The following is a 12,525-nucleotide window of genomic DNA, read 5'->3' as shown; positions in this document are numbered from 1 at the left end:
CGCCGCCGGCGTCCGCGCCGCCGGCGTCCGCGCCGCCGGCAACCGCGCCGCCGGCCACCGCGGGCAGGATCGTCACGTCGTCCCCGGGGGCCAGCGGCGTCGTGAGCCCGCCGGTGAACCGGACGTCCTCGTCGTTGACGTAGACGTTGACGAAGCGGCGCAGGCTGCCGTCCTCGACCACCCGGCCGCTTAGCCCGCCGTGCCGGGACTCCAGGTCCGCCAGCAGCTCCGCGAGCGTCGTGCCCCGGCCCTCGACGCTGCGGGCACCGCCGGTCAGCGGGCGCAGGATCGTGGGGATGCGCACGCGCACGGCGGCGTCGGCGTCGGCGGTCAGGTCGCTCATGGCCCCGGCAACCGCGCCGGCCGCGACGGCTATTCCGGTCCGGCGGCGCGCCCGCGCGGGCATGGCGCGGCACCTGCTGGGCACAGGCAGGTGATGGAGGGGCTGCCGCGGATCGAGACGCTGGACCGTCGCACCTGCCTGGAGCTGCTGGCCGGGGCCGAGGTGGGGCGCATGGTCTACGCCGTCCCCTCCGAGCCGCCCGGCGTGGTCCCGGTCAGCTACGTGCTGGACGGGCCGCCGGGGCACGAGGCCGTCGTCGTGCGGACCACCCACGGCTCCCGCCTGGGGCGCGCCGTGCCGGGGACGGCGGTGTCGTTCGAGGTCGACGAGATCCGGACCACGACGCACGAGGGCTGGAGCATCGTGGCCAGCGGGGTCGCCGAGGAGGTCCGCGACGCCGACGTCGTCCGCCGGGTGGAGGAGCGGCTGCGGGCCTGGGCGCCCGGCTACAAGGACCTCGTCCTCCGGGTGCCGCTGGAGCGGGTCAGCGGGCGGCGGCTGCTGTCGCGCGACCGGGTGATCCAGCTGCCGGAGTCGCCGGCCCCCCGGTGGCGGCAGGACGCGGGCTGGACGCCGGCCACCCGGACGGCCGCGGAGTACCGCACCGACTTCGACGGACGCTGACCCGGGCGCGGGCCGCGCGGCTGCCGGTCCGCCTGGCCGGGTCGTGTCCGCAGCGCCTCAGGCGTCGACGACCTCGACCGGCTCCTCCTCCGCGACGCCGTCGGCGATGCGGAAGCTGCGGACCTCGTCGACGTCCGGGTCGCGGGTGGACACCAGCAGGTAGTGCGCGCCCGGCTCCGACGCCAGGGTCACGTCGGTACGCGAGGGCACGGCCTCGGTCGCGGTGTGCGAGTGGTAGACGACGACGGGGTCCTCGTCGCGGGCGTCCATCTCCCGGTAGAGGGCCAGCAGCTCGTCGGGGGCGAGCTCGTAGAACGTCGGCGAGCGGGCGGCGTTGAGCATCGGCACGAACCGCTCCGGCCGGTCGGACCCGGCGGGCCCGGCGAGGACGCCGCACGCCTCGTCGGGGTGGTCGCGGCGGGCGTGGGCCAGGACCTGGTCGAGCAGGTCACGACGGATGCGGAGCACCCGCCGAGCGTAGGCGGGCGGCCCCGGTACCCCGATCTGCGCCCGCTCAAACCGATTCATGGGTTGGTCAACTTGCGCACCACCCCTGGCGGGCGTCTGCTGGACCCGCAACGGGCCACGAGGACGTGGAACGCCACGCCCCCCGGGTCCACCTACCCCTGGAGCCACGCATGGTGGAAGAGCTCAGTCAGGCCCAGTTCGACACCGTCTACAACATGCAGTCGCTGGTCATCGTCGCCCAGCTGTTCACGGCGGTGTTCCTCCTGCTCAACCTGCGCAAGGTGCTCCCCAAGTACCGGGGCGCGCTCGTCATCTCCGCCGTGGTCTGCGGCGTCGCCGCGTACCACTACTTCCGGATCTTCGACAACTTCTCCGAGGCCTACGTCACCGACGCGGTAGGCGGCGACGGGGCCTACCGGCTGGCGGAGGGCGTGTCGTTCAACCTCGCCTACCGCTACGTCGACTGGCTCATCACGGTGCCGCTGCTGCTGCTCGAGGCCATCGTCGTCCTGGCGCTGGCCCGGAAGACGCAGACCTCGCTGCTGCTCAAGCTCGTCCCCGCGGCAGCGCTCATGATCGCCCTGGGCTACCCCGGGGAGATCAGCGACGACGTCGTCACCAAGATGGTCTGGGGCTTCCTGTCGACGATCCCGTTCGTCTACATCCTCTGGGTGCTGTTCGTCGAGCTGGGCCGGGTGCTGCGGGGCGCGCCCAAGGAGATCGCGGTCACCGTCCGCAACCTCCGCCTCCTGCTCATCGCCACGTGGGGGGTCTACCCGATCGCCTACCTCTTCCCGATCCTCGGCATCGACGGCAGCAACGCCTTCGTCGCCCGCGAGATCGGCTACTCCGTGGCGGACATCCTCGCCAAGGCGCTGTTCGCCCTCGTGATCTTCCGGATCGCCCGGCTCAAGAGCGCCTACGACGACCCGGAGTACGCGCTGGAGAACGACCCGACCACCATGATGCTCATCGAGGAGGTCGACGGCGTCCGGCCTACCGGCGTCGCGCACTCCGCCACCGCCCGCACCGGGGAGAAGGAGCGGGCCGCGGGCCGCTGAGCCCGGCGCCCGCACCTGCTCCTCCGCACGCGCAGGACCCCTGACCGACGCCGCACCGGGACCCTCGAGGCCCCGGTGCGGCGTCACCGGTCCAGGACCCGCACCACCATGTCGAGCAGCGCGGACAGGAAGTCGTACACCGCGATCCGGTACGCCCGCAGCGCCGCCTCGCCCTGGAGCGCCTCGGACTCCTCGCCGCCCGCGGCGACCTGGTCCTCGACGGCCTGCTCGTAGGCGTCGAGCTCGGCGTACAGGTCGTCGTCCTCGCCGAGCGCCAGCAGCGTGCCCAGCGCGAGGCGCGCGTCGTTGAGCGCCGTCAGCCAGGCGGCGGCGCGCTCGGGGGCCACGACGACCCCGCCCTCCTGCTCGCGCAGCAGGTCCAGGTCGGCCAGCACCGAGTCGATCGCGGCGACCTTGGGCCCCCGCACGGTGTCGCCGGACAGCCTGCGGAAGTCCGCCGAGGCCTCCGGGTCGTCCAGGTAGGCGTCCGGCAGCAGCCGTCGCACCACCGGGTCGTCGCGCAGCTGCTCGGCCGCCCCGGCCTCGGCCTGCTCCCCCGGTCCCATCCCGAGGCCCGCGACGATGGCGTCGAAGCCGTCGTCGGCCGGCTCCCCCTCCGGGCGCGCCTCGACGGGCGGGGTGAACGCGGCCGGCGACGGCGCGGCGCCCTCGTCCAGGACGGCGCGGGTCTGCTCGAGCGCCTCGGCGACGACGCCGGCGTGCACCAGGTCCAGGTCGAACACGACGTGGCCGTCCCGGCGGCGCCTGACCAGCGCCCGGTAGTCCGCGGCCACGTCAGTCGTCCCGCTGCACGGTGGCCCAGAGGCCGTAGCGGTGCATCGCGGTGACGTCGGTCTCCATCTTCTCGCGGCTGCCCGAGGACACCACGGCCCTGCCGTCGGTGTGCACCTGCATCATCAGCTCCTCGGCCTTGTCCTTGCCGTAGCCGAAGTACGAGCGGAACACGTACGACACGTACGACATGAGGTTGACCGGGTCGTTCCAGACCATGGTGGTCCACGTGCCCGGTACCTGCTCGACCGGCTGGTCCACCAGGGCGGTCCCGGTGCCTGTGCCGGGGGACGCCGGGGACGCGGGGTCCTCGGGAGCCCCCTGGGCGGCGGAGACGTCGGGCACGGTCCCAGGGTAGGCCCGGCGTTAGCGTGGCACCGTGCTGGCACTGGCGACCGACCGCTACGAGCTGACGATGCTGCAGGCGGCCCTGGCCGACGGCACGGCGTCCCGACGGTGCGTCTTCGAGGTCTTCGCCCGCCGGCTGCCGGGCGGGCGGCGCTTCGGCCTCGTCGCCGGGCAGCACCGCGTGCTCGAGGTCCTGCAGGGGCTGCGCTGGGGCGAGGAGGAGATCGGGTTTCTCCGCCGGGAAGGGGTCGTGGACGCCGCGACCGCCGACTGGCTCGCGGGCTACCGCTTCGACGGCGACGTCGACGGCTACGCGGACGGCGAGGTGTTCGTGCCCGGGTCCCCGCTGCTCACGGTGCGGGCGAGCTTCGCGACCGCGGTGCTGCTGGAGACCGTCGTGCTGAGCATCCTCAACCACGACTGCGCGGTCGCCGGGGCCGCGGCGCGCATGGTGCTCGCCGCGGAGGGGCGGCCGCTCATCGAGATGGGGTCCCGGCGCGCCCACGAGGACGCCGCCGTGGACGCCGCCCGGGCCGCCCACGTCGCCGGGTTCGCCTCGACGAGCAACCTCGCCGCGGGCGCCCGTCACGGGGTGCCCACCGCCGGGACGAGCGCCCACGCCTTCACGCTGCTGCACGACGACGAGCGCTCGGCCTTCGCCGCCCAGGTCGCGGCGATGGGGGTCGGGACCACGCTGCTCGTCGACACCTACGACATCACCGAGGGCATCCGCACCGCGGTCGAGGTCGCCGGCCCCGGCCTGGGCGCGGTGCGCATCGACTCCGGCGACCTGGCCTCCCACGCCCGCTTCGCCCGGCGGCAGCTGGACGACCTGGGGGCGACGGGCACCCGGGTCGTCGTCTCGGGCGACCTGGACGAGCACGGCATCGCCCGGCTGTCCGGCGCCCCGGTCGACGCGATGGGCGTCGGCACCTCGGTCGTCACCGGGTCCGGGGCACCGACCGCAGGGCTGGTCTACAAGCTCGTCGAGGTCGACGGGCGGCCCGTGGCCAAGCGGTCGGCCGGCAAGGCCACCCACGCCGGTGCCCACGCCGTCGTGCGCCGCCACCGCCCGTCGGGGGTCGCGACGGAGGAGGTGCTCGTCACCGGCGCCGCCGTGGCGCACCTCGCCGCGGAGCCGGGCGACGAGTGCCCGGCGGTCCCCCTGGTCCGGGGCGGGGAGCCGACCGCGGCGAGCGCCGACGCCGTCGACCTCGCGGCCTCGCGGGCCCGGGCCGCCGACCGGCTGGGCCGGCTGCCGTGGGAGGGCCTCTCCCTGGCCCCCGGTGACCCGGCGTTCCCGACGACCTACCGTGGCCCGTCATGACGAGCACCCCGCTCCCCTCCCGCCCGAGCACCCCCGGCTCGGCCGTCAGCGAGGGCCGCGCGCCCGACGGCGTGGAGTACGACGACGAGACCGCGCTGGTCGTCGTCGACCTGCAGAACGACTTCGCCGACCCCGCGGGCGGGCTGTACGTCCGCGGCGGCGAGGAGCTCGCGCAGGCTCTGGCGCCACACCTGGCCGCGGCCCGGGCGGCGGGTGCGACGGTCGTCCTCACCCAGGACTGGCACCCGGGGCGGACGCCGCACTTCAGCACCGACGGCGGACCGTGGCCGGTCCACTGCGTCGCCGGGACCTGGGGCGCCGAGCTCGTCGACGGCCTCGACGTCCACGACGACGACCCGGTCGTCCGCAAGGGCACCGACGGCGAGGACGGGTACTCCGGCTTCTCCGTCCGCGACACGGTCTCCGGCGAGGTGGGGAAGACGGCGCTCCAGGGCGTCCTCGACGAGCGCGGGGTCCGCCGCGTGGTGGTCACCGGCCTCGCAGGCGACGTCTGCGTCGCCGCGACCGCCGTCGACGCCGCCGCGCTCGGCTACGAGACCCTGGTCCCGGTGACCCTCACCCGCTTCGTCGAGGTGCAGCCCGGCGACGCCGGGCGCGCGCTGGAGCGCATGACCGAGGCCGGCGCCCGGGTCCTGCGCTGACCCGCGCGGGCCGCGTCCCGGGTGCTGCGGGCCGCCGCCGCGCAGCGCCCAGTCCGCGAGAGTGCCCGGACGACGGCGACACGCCGGCCCGGGCCGTCACAACCCAGATCTCGTCGAGCCGCACCCCCCGGTCGCCCCTGCGGAGGAGGCGAGAGGGCACCTCTGACCGGGGCACGCCGAAGGACCCGTCGCACGTGACCGGTCGTCGTCCACAGGCATCCCCCGGGCTCACCCCGTGAGCAGCCACCGCCGCACGGTGTCGACCCGCTGCTTCACCTGGTCGACGTCCGCCTCGGGGACCGCGGGCCCGCCGCACGTGCTCCGCAGCTTCGCGTGGACCACCGCGTGCGGCGCCCCGGTCCGGCGGGCGTAGGCCCCGACCAGCGACGACAGCTCCTTGCGCACCGCGGCCAGCGCCCGGTGGTCGGCGACCGGGGCGACCTCCTCGACCCGGGGGGCGGCCGCGCGGGTGGGGCGCCGGCGCAGGTGCTGGCCCATCTCGTCGCCCTCCACCAGGCCGGGCAGCGCGAGCAGCGCCTGCTCGCCGAATAGCCCGCCGTCGCCCTCGGCCTCGTCGGCCCACGAGGCGTGGTTGCGGAACTCGTCGCCGTCAAACACCGCGAGGTCGAACGCGGCGTCGGACTCGATCGCCTCGAACGGCAGCTCGTCGGCCTCGGGCGTGCTCCGGGTCCGGTTCGCCTCGGCCAGCTCGTCGACCTCGGGGCCCCACAGGTCGTCGCCGTCCGCGCTGCGGGGGCGGTCCAGGACGTGGTCGCGCTCGATCTCCAGGTCTGCGGCGAAGCGGAGCAGCAGCGGGACGCTCGGCAGGAAGATCGACGCGGTCTCCCCGCGCCGCCGGGCCCGGACGAACCGGCCCACGGCCTGGGCGAAGAACAGCGGCGTGGCGGTGGTCGTCGCCCACACCCCGACGGCGAGCCGGGGCACGTCGACCCCCTCGGACACCATCCGCACGGCCACCATCCAGCGTGGGCCGTCGGCGCCGGCGGCGGAGAACCGCTCGATCCGCGACGAGGCGTCCGGGTCGTCGGAGACGACGACCACGGGGTCCTGGCCGCTGATCTCTCGCAGGTGCGCCGCGTAGGCCCGGGCGGACTTCTGGTCGGTGGCGATGACGAGGCCGCCGGCGTCCGGCACGGTCCGGCGCACCTCGCGCAGCCGGACGTCGGCGGCGGCGAGGACGGCCGGCACCCACTGCCCGGCCGGGTCGAGCGCGGTCCGCAGCGCCTGCGCTGTGAGGTCCTTGGTGAGCGGCTCGCCGAGCCGGGCGGCCACCTCGTCGCCCGCCCGGGTGCGCCAGCGCATGTTGCCGGCGTAGGCGAGGAACAGCACGGGCCGGACGACACCGTCCGCGAGGGCCTGGGCGTAGCCGTACGTGTGGTCGGCCCGGGAGCGGCGGGAGCCGTCGGGCTCGCTGACGTACGTGACGAACGGGATCGGGTGGGAGTCGCTGCGGAACGGGGTCCCCGTCAGAGCGAGCCGGCGCTCGGCGTCCTCGAAGCCGACCGCGACACCCTCGCCCCAGCTGCGCGCGTCCCCGGCGTGGTGGATCTCGTCGAGCACGACGAGGGTGCGCCGGGACCGGCACCGCCCCGCGAACGCCTGCGGCTTGAGGCCGACCTGGGCGTAGGTGACGACGATGCCGTCGAACCCGCTGGCGTACCCGGCGTCGGAGTTGCGGAACGTCGGGTCCAGGCGGATGCCGACCCGGGAGGCCGCGTCGGCCCACTGCGTCTTCAGGTGCTCGGTGGGGCAGACGACGATGAGCCGCTCGACCGTCCGGCGGGCGAGCAGCTCGGTGGCGACCCGCAGCGCGAACGTCGTCTTGCCGGCGCCCGGCGTCGCCGCGGTGAGGAAGTCCGTGCGGCCGCCGGCCAGGTACGTCGAGATGGCCTCGTGCTGCCAGGCCCGGAGCTTGCCGGCCGTGCCCCACGCCGCCCGCTCGGGGAACGCGGGCGGCAGGTGCGCGGCAGCAGCGGTGCTGGGGTGCTCGGGTGGGTGGGTCCCCACGCTCAGCGGTCGCCGCCGGAGCCGTCGGACCCGCCGTCGTCCCCGGGCTTGAGCCCCTCGAAGATCTCCTTGCAGGTCGGGCACACCGGGAACCGCTTGGGGTCCCGGCTGGGGATCCAGACCTTGCCGCAGAGCGCGGTGAGCGGGGACCCGCTGACGGCGCTCTCGACGATCTTGTCCTTCTTCACGTAGTGCGCGAAGCGCTCGTGGTCGCCGGGGTCGGACGGCTGGACGGTCCGCTCCTCCTCGATGACCGCCGTGCCGCCGGTGCGCGGGCGCTCCGGCGCGGTCGCCGGCTGCGGGGAGGACGGGACGGAGGGCACGGACGGGTCGGACATGCGGGCCAGTGTAGGTCGGCACCCGGACGGGTGGCACCGGTCGGCCCGCCCATCCACCGCCCCGTCGGCGACGGACCGACGGTCATGGGCACAGCCACCGACATCGACGCGCAGATCGACCGGATCGAGGCCGACGGGGCCATCAGCCTGGACTCCGTCGACTTCACCGTCCCGGACCCCCGGCGGGTCCGCAAAGAGCTCGGGCCCGCCCTGGACTACTTCGCCCGGATCGAGCGCGAGGTCGAGCGGAACGTCCTGGAGCTGCAGGTCGTCCTGCCGCAGGCCGACGAGCGCACGGTCCGCTTCGTGAAGGTGTGGGAGGAGCAGGAGCTCCCCCACGGCTGGATCTTCGACCGGATGCAGCAGGAGGTGGGCCTGCCCCCGTCGCAGCCGGAGCTCGACCAGATCGGCCGGACGCTGCGGCTGGCGGGCGTGCTGAGCCACGTGCCCGGCGTCCACGACGCCCTGATGTTCCTGTACCTGAGCATCGGCGCGATGCACGAGCGGCTGACCGCCGTGGGCTACGACCGGCTCCGCGAGCGGGTCCTCGAGCTCGGGATGCCGGGGTTCGCCCAGACCGCCGTGCGGCCGATCCGTGCGCAGGAGTCCATGCACTACGCCTACTACCGCAACGCCGCCGTCGAGCAGCGGGACCGGCTCGCCGGCTGGCAGCTGCACCTGGCCCGGGTCGTCCGGCGGCACACCTACGTGCCCGTGGGCGCCACCACGGCGGCGCGCCGGGCGGACTTCGGCGGGGCGGCCGTGGCGCTCGTCGGTGGCCGGGACGTCGGCGCGCTGTCCGAGCCGGTCCAGCGGGTGGCGCAGGAGCTGCTCACGCACGCCTCGGACGGGCTGCGGCTGCCGCCGTTCGTCGCGGCCGCCCTGCGGGACTGCGTCGACGCCCACGTCGCCCGTCAGGCCGTCGCCACGACCTGAGGGCCGTGACGGCTGCCAGGGCTGCTGGAGCGACCGTGCCAGGTCGGCTCAGTTGACCTCGGGATCGGGCCGGTAGGTCGCCACCAGCGCGACCGTCGTGGTCTGCCGGACCAGCACGTCGCGCCACAGGGTGTCGGTGTCAGGGCGGAAACCGTCGCCGGGCTCCCCGTCCACGACGAGCCACGCGCCCTCGTCGAGCTCGTCCTCCAGCTGGCCGGGTCCCCAGCCGGAGTGCCCGGCGTAGACCCGCAGCCCGGCCGCGGCAGGCGCGACGATCTCGGGCGGGGCGTCGAGGTCCACCACGGCGAGCGAGCCGCTGATCCGCTTGAGGCCGGGCGGCTCGCTGTCGTCGCCGGGCAGCCGCGCCAGGCCGATCGCGGAGTCCAGGCCGACCGGGCCGCCCTGGAACAGGCTCGACGGCTCGCTCACGTGGTCCTGCCAGCTCGGCAGCACGTCGCCGACCTCGCTCACCAGCGGACGGTTGAGCACGAGGCCGAGCGAGCCCTCGTCGGAGTGGTTGAGCAGGAGCACGACGGTGCCCCGGAAGTTGGGGTCGCGCAGCGACGGGTGCGCGACGAGCAGGCAGCCCGCGCGCGGGTCCGGCGGGGGCGGGGCCGTGAACGGGCCGAACCCGTCGGGACCGGTCACGGGGCCGTCCCCGCCGCGGTCTCCTCCCTGGCCACGGCCTCCGCCGCCGTGGCCTCCCCGCCGATGGAGGCGGCGTCCAGCAGGGCCGCCTCGCCGCCCTGGGCCTTGCCGCCGCCGGGTGCCGCGACGTCGAGGTCGGCGGTGTCGCCGGTCCCGCCCGTGGCGCTGCTCCGGGCGTCGGAGGCCCGTGCCGCCTTCTCCACCGCCGCCGCGACCGCGGTGGTGGCCTCGGTGTTGAAGACGCTGGGGACGATGTAGGTCGCGTTGAGCTCGTCCGGGTGGACGGTGCCGGCCAGCGCGCGGGCCGCCGCCAGCAGCATGACCTCGTCCACGCGCGTGGTGCGGGCGTCGATGAGGCCGCGGAAGACGCCGGGGAAGGCCAGGACGTTGTTGATCTGGTTGGCGAAGTCGCTGCGCCCGGTCGCGACGACGGCGGCGTGCTCGCTGGCCTCGGCGGGGTCGACCTCGGGCGTCGGGTTGGCCAGGGCGAAGACGATCGGGCCCGGCGCCATGGTGGCGATGTCGGCGCCGGAAAGGATGCCGCCCGCCGACAGCCCGACGAACACCTCGGCGCCCACGAGGGCGTCCTGCAGGGTGCCGCTCGTGCCGGAGGGGTTGGTGTGCTCGGCGGTCCAGGCCAGCTCCGGCGGCAGCCCCGGGCGGTCCCGGCTGATGATGCCGTCCACGTCGCAGACCACGACCTCGCGCAGCCCCGCCGCCACGAGCAGCCGGAGCACCGCCGTCCCGGCCGCGCCGGCGCCGGACATGACGAGCCGCACCGACCCGATGTCCTTGCCGACGACCTTGAGCGCGTTGGTCAGCGCCGCCAGGACGACGATGGCCGTGCCGTGCTGGTCGTCGTGGAAGACGGGGATGTCGAGCTCCTCGCGCAGCCGGCGCTCGATCTCGAAGCAGCGCGGCGCGGCGATGTCCTCCAGGTTGATGCCGGCGAACACCGGGGCGATCGCCTTGACCGCGGCGATGATCTCCTCGGTGTCCTGGGTGTCGAGGCAGATGGGGAACGCGTCGATGTCGGCGAACCGCTTGAACAGGACCGCCTTGCCCTCCATGACGGGCAGCGCCGCCAGCGGGCCGAGGTTGCCCAGGCCGAGGACGGCCGAGCCGTCCGTGACCACCGCGACGGTGTTGCGCTTGATCGTCAGCCGCCGGGCGTCCTCGGGGTTGGCCGCGATGGCGAGGCTGACCCGCCCGACGCCGGGGGTGTAGGCCAGCGACAGGTCGTCGCGGGTGCGCAGCGGCACCTTGGAGCGGATCTCCAGCTTGCCGCCGAGGTGGGCCAGGAACACCCGGTCGGACACCTTGCCGATCTGGACCCCGTGCAGCACCCGCAGCGCCTCGGTGAGCTGCTCGGCGTGGTCCTCGCCGCGGGTGGCGGCCGTGACGTCGACCTGGAGCCGGTCGCCGCCGGAGGCCGTGACGTCCAGCGCGGTGACGATGGCACCGACCTGCTCCATCGCCGTGGTCAGCTCGCTGACGGCGGTCGGGCGCGCAGGCAGCTCCAGCCGGATCGTCACGGAGTGGGAGACGCTCGCGGAGGCCATGGGCCGATCCTGGCCTCACCGGGCGCCGGGGTCCACCAGGCACCCGGGCGCGCCGGGACGCAGGCCACCCCTGGCCGCCTGTGGGTACAGGCGGCCAGGCCCTGGTGGACGTCCGCACGCCCCACGGGCCGACCCGGCCCTCGTCGTGGGCCACGACCCCGTTCCTGCCGCATCACCCCCCGTCATGGCGCGGTCGCAGCGGGTGCACCCTCCTGACCTGCGGGTTTGCTGCCCGGGCGGGTCGGGTACCCGCTCCGTGCGGGGGCAAGCAGTCGACGGAGACGGGAACCATGGCTCACCCACGCACGGCCCACCTGCCACGGCCGACGGCATTGCGCCGGGCCGGCGCCCTCACCCTCGGTGCGACCCTGCTGCTCGTCGCGGGTGCTGCCCCCGCGGCCGCGGCGACCGGGATGCCCTCCCCCACCGTGCGCGCACCCGGCGTCCTGCCGTCGGACGGGGCGTCCGAGCCTGCCGCGACCGTGAGCAGCGCTGCCACGGTGCCCGTCGGGCCGTCCGCGGCCGACGCCCCGGCGGAGCCGTCTGCACCCGCGGCCCCGGTCGAGTCGTCCGCGGCCCCGGAGCCGTCCGCGCCTGCCGGGCCGAGCCTCCCCGCCGAGCCGTCCGTGCCGTCCCGGCCCACCGTCCCCGCCGAGCCGACCCCACCCGTCGAGCCCACCGTCCCCGGGGAGCCGACCGTCCCCGTCGAGCCGACCGTCCCCGTCGAGCCGACCGTCCCCGTCGAGCCGACCGTCCCGACGACCCCGCCCACCGGCTCCCCCGTGCCCGAGCCGCCCCCCGGCACCGACCCGCCGGCCGCCTGCGACGGGCTCGACCTCCGGGCGCTCCTCGGGGCGGACCTCGTCGTCGCGGGTGCCGCGACGCCGAGCAGCCCCGACGTCACCGCCCCCCGCGGCAGCGCCTCCGCCAGCGTCAGCCTGCTCGACGGCGACGGCACGGTCGTGCCGGAAGGGTGCGGCCAGGACGTCGGCCTGTCGTCCTACGCGGCGGGCGCCGACGGCACGGCGGGGCTGGTCCTGCTCGACGTCGACCAGGGCGTCCTGCTGCCCGGCGGCACCCTCGAGCTGAGCGTGCAGACGGGCTGCCCGGGCACCGTCGTGCTGTGGACCGGGTCGACCGTGCCCGGTGCCCCCCTGTCCTCGGACGACGCCCGGTTCCTCTCGTCCCGCAGTACCGGGACCGGCTGCGGCACCGCCCCCGGCGGCACGCCCCCGACCGACCCCGCTGCACCGGTACCCCCGGCGACCGACCGGCCGGTCGCCCCCGGCACCCCCGTCCCCGCGACCCCGTCACCCGGCGTCCCCGCAGCGCCCTCCCCGCAGCCGTCGCAGGGCGCGGTCCCCGCACCGTCGCCGGCCCGCTCGACC

At 75.6% G+C, this 12,525-nt stretch carries 14 protein-coding genes; 6 read left to right on the top strand and 8 right to left on the bottom strand.

Features of this window, described 5'->3' with window-relative positions; genetic code table 11:
• Positions 1-343, bottom strand: a 343-nt coding sequence (locus WCS02_RS11665; RefSeq protein ID WP_340293259.1) for a MoaD/ThiS family protein, incomplete at its 3' end; no start/stop codon positions are given.
• A gap of 93 nt (positions 344-436) precedes the next feature.
• Between WCS02_RS11665 and WCS02_RS11660 the strand changes: the two genes are divergently transcribed.
• A complete protein-coding gene (locus WCS02_RS11660) occupies positions 437-967 on the top strand; it encodes a pyridoxamine 5'-phosphate oxidase family protein (protein ID WP_340293257.1) in 531 nt (176 codons plus the stop codon).
• 57 nt (positions 968-1,024) lie between these two features.
• Here the strand turns inward: WCS02_RS11660 and WCS02_RS11655 are convergent, their stop codons facing one another.
• Positions 1,025-1,435 (bottom strand): M67 family metallopeptidase, encoded by a 411-nt coding sequence (locus WCS02_RS11655; RefSeq protein WP_340293255.1) that lies wholly within the window; start codon positions 1,433-1,435, stop codon positions 1,025-1,027.
• A 170-nt stretch (positions 1,436-1,605) separates the two neighbouring features.
• Here WCS02_RS11655 and WCS02_RS11650 point away from each other — a divergent pair, with 170 nt between their 5' ends.
• Positions 1,606-2,496 carry a bacteriorhodopsin-like gene (locus WCS02_RS11650; protein WP_340293253.1) on the top strand — a complete coding sequence of 297 codons (891 nt, stop codon included), beginning with the start codon at positions 1,606-1,608 and terminating at the stop codon, positions 2,494-2,496.
• Positions 2,497-2,579: 83 nt separating this feature from the next.
• On the opposite strand, the gene WCS02_RS11645 is transcribed toward WCS02_RS11650, so the two are convergent.
• A complete protein-coding gene (locus WCS02_RS11645) occupies positions 2,580-3,290 on the bottom strand; it encodes a DUF2017 family protein (RefSeq protein WP_340293251.1) in 711 nt (236 codons plus the stop codon).
• 1 nt (position 3,291) lies between these two features.
• Entirely contained in the window at positions 3,292-3,633 is a 342-nt protein-coding gene (gene clpS, locus WCS02_RS11640) for an ATP-dependent Clp protease adapter ClpS (RefSeq protein WP_376984372.1), read from the bottom strand.
• Between the two features lie 34 nt (positions 3,634-3,667).
• Between clpS and WCS02_RS11635 the strand changes: the two genes are divergently transcribed.
• Both WCS02_RS11635 and WCS02_RS11630 read left to right on the top strand, forming a co-directional pair.
• A complete protein-coding gene (locus WCS02_RS11635) occupies positions 3,668-4,963 on the top strand; it encodes a nicotinate phosphoribosyltransferase (RefSeq protein WP_340293249.1) in 1,296 nt (431 codons plus the stop codon).
• Positions 4,960-5,625, top strand: coding sequence for an isochorismatase family protein (locus tag WCS02_RS11630; RefSeq protein WP_340293247.1), 666 nt, complete (start codon positions 4,960-4,962; stop codon positions 5,623-5,625). The genes WCS02_RS11635 and WCS02_RS11630 overlap by 4 nt, the downstream gene beginning before the upstream one ends.
• Before the next feature lie 228 nt (positions 5,626-5,853).
• Here WCS02_RS11630 and WCS02_RS11625 read toward each other — a convergent pair whose 3' ends face one another.
• Together WCS02_RS11625 and WCS02_RS11620 are read right to left on the bottom strand one after the other, a co-directional pair.
• Positions 5,854-7,659 (bottom strand): DEAD/DEAH box helicase, encoded by a 1,806-nt coding sequence (locus WCS02_RS11625; protein WP_376984383.1) that lies wholly within the window; start codon positions 7,657-7,659, stop codon positions 5,854-5,856.
• The gene (locus WCS02_RS11620) at positions 7,656-7,991 is read right to left on the bottom strand and encodes a DUF3039 domain-containing protein (RefSeq protein WP_340293243.1); all 336 of its coding nucleotides are present in this window, start codon (positions 7,989-7,991) and stop codon (positions 7,656-7,658) included. Before WCS02_RS11620 ends, WCS02_RS11625 begins: the two co-directional genes overlap by 4 nt.
• A gap of 84 nt (positions 7,992-8,075) precedes the next feature.
• On the opposite strand from WCS02_RS11620, the gene WCS02_RS11615 reads away from it, so the two are divergent.
• Positions 8,076-8,927 (top strand): GTP-binding protein LepA, encoded by an 852-nt coding sequence (locus tag WCS02_RS11615; protein WP_340293241.1) that lies wholly within the window; start codon positions 8,076-8,078, stop codon positions 8,925-8,927.
• Between the two features lie 48 nt (positions 8,928-8,975).
• On the opposite strand, the gene WCS02_RS11610 is transcribed toward WCS02_RS11615, so the two are convergent.
• Both WCS02_RS11610 and WCS02_RS11605 read right to left on the bottom strand, forming a co-directional pair.
• On the bottom strand, positions 8,976-9,575 hold the full coding sequence (locus WCS02_RS11610; protein ID WP_340293239.1) for a YqgE/AlgH family protein: 600 nt from the start codon (positions 9,573-9,575) through the stop codon (positions 8,976-8,978).
• Positions 9,572-11,137, bottom strand: coding sequence for an NAD-dependent malic enzyme (locus WCS02_RS11605; RefSeq protein ID WP_340293237.1), 1,566 nt, complete (start codon positions 11,135-11,137; stop codon positions 9,572-9,574). The genes WCS02_RS11610 and WCS02_RS11605 overlap by 4 nt, the downstream gene beginning before the upstream one ends.
• A gap of 290 nt (positions 11,138-11,427) precedes the next feature.
• Here WCS02_RS11605 and WCS02_RS11600 point away from each other — a divergent pair.
• On the top strand, positions 11,428-12,525 hold a 1,098-nt coding region (locus WCS02_RS11600; protein ID WP_422665421.1), incomplete at its 3' end, for a hypothetical protein.

This window comes from Aquipuribacter hungaricus (assembly GCF_037860755.1).
Classification (GTDB): Bacteria; Actinomycetota; Actinomycetes; order Actinomycetales; family JBBAYJ01; genus Aquipuribacter; species Aquipuribacter hungaricus.
Note: the sequence above shows the minus strand (reverse complement) of the source record. Positions and strands in the feature narration are given on the sequence as shown.

What these genes read in the sequence shown, in the direction of transcription:
- WCS02_RS11660 (WP_340293257.1), top strand. Translation starts at nt 437, where the DNA reads ATGGAGGGGCTGCCGCGGATCGAGACGCTGGACCGTCGCACCTGCCTG.
- WCS02_RS11650 (WP_340293253.1), top strand. Translation starts at nt 1,606, where the DNA reads ATGGTGGAAGAGCTCAGTCAGGCCCAGTTCGACACCGTCTACAACATG.
- WCS02_RS11630 (WP_340293247.1), top strand. Translation starts at nt 4,960, where the DNA reads ATGACGAGCACCCCGCTCCCCTCCCGCCCGAGCACCCCCGGCTCGGCC.
- WCS02_RS11620 (WP_340293243.1), bottom strand. Translation starts at nt 7,991, where the DNA reads ATGTCCGACCCGTCCGTGCCCTCCGTCCCGTCCTCCCCGCAGCCGGCG.
- WCS02_RS11615 (WP_340293241.1), top strand. Translation starts at nt 8,076, where the DNA reads ATGGGCACAGCCACCGACATCGACGCGCAGATCGACCGGATCGAGGCC.
- WCS02_RS11605 (WP_340293237.1), bottom strand. Translation starts at nt 11,137, where the DNA reads ATGGCCTCCGCGAGCGTCTCCCACTCCGTGACGATCCGGCTGGAGCTG.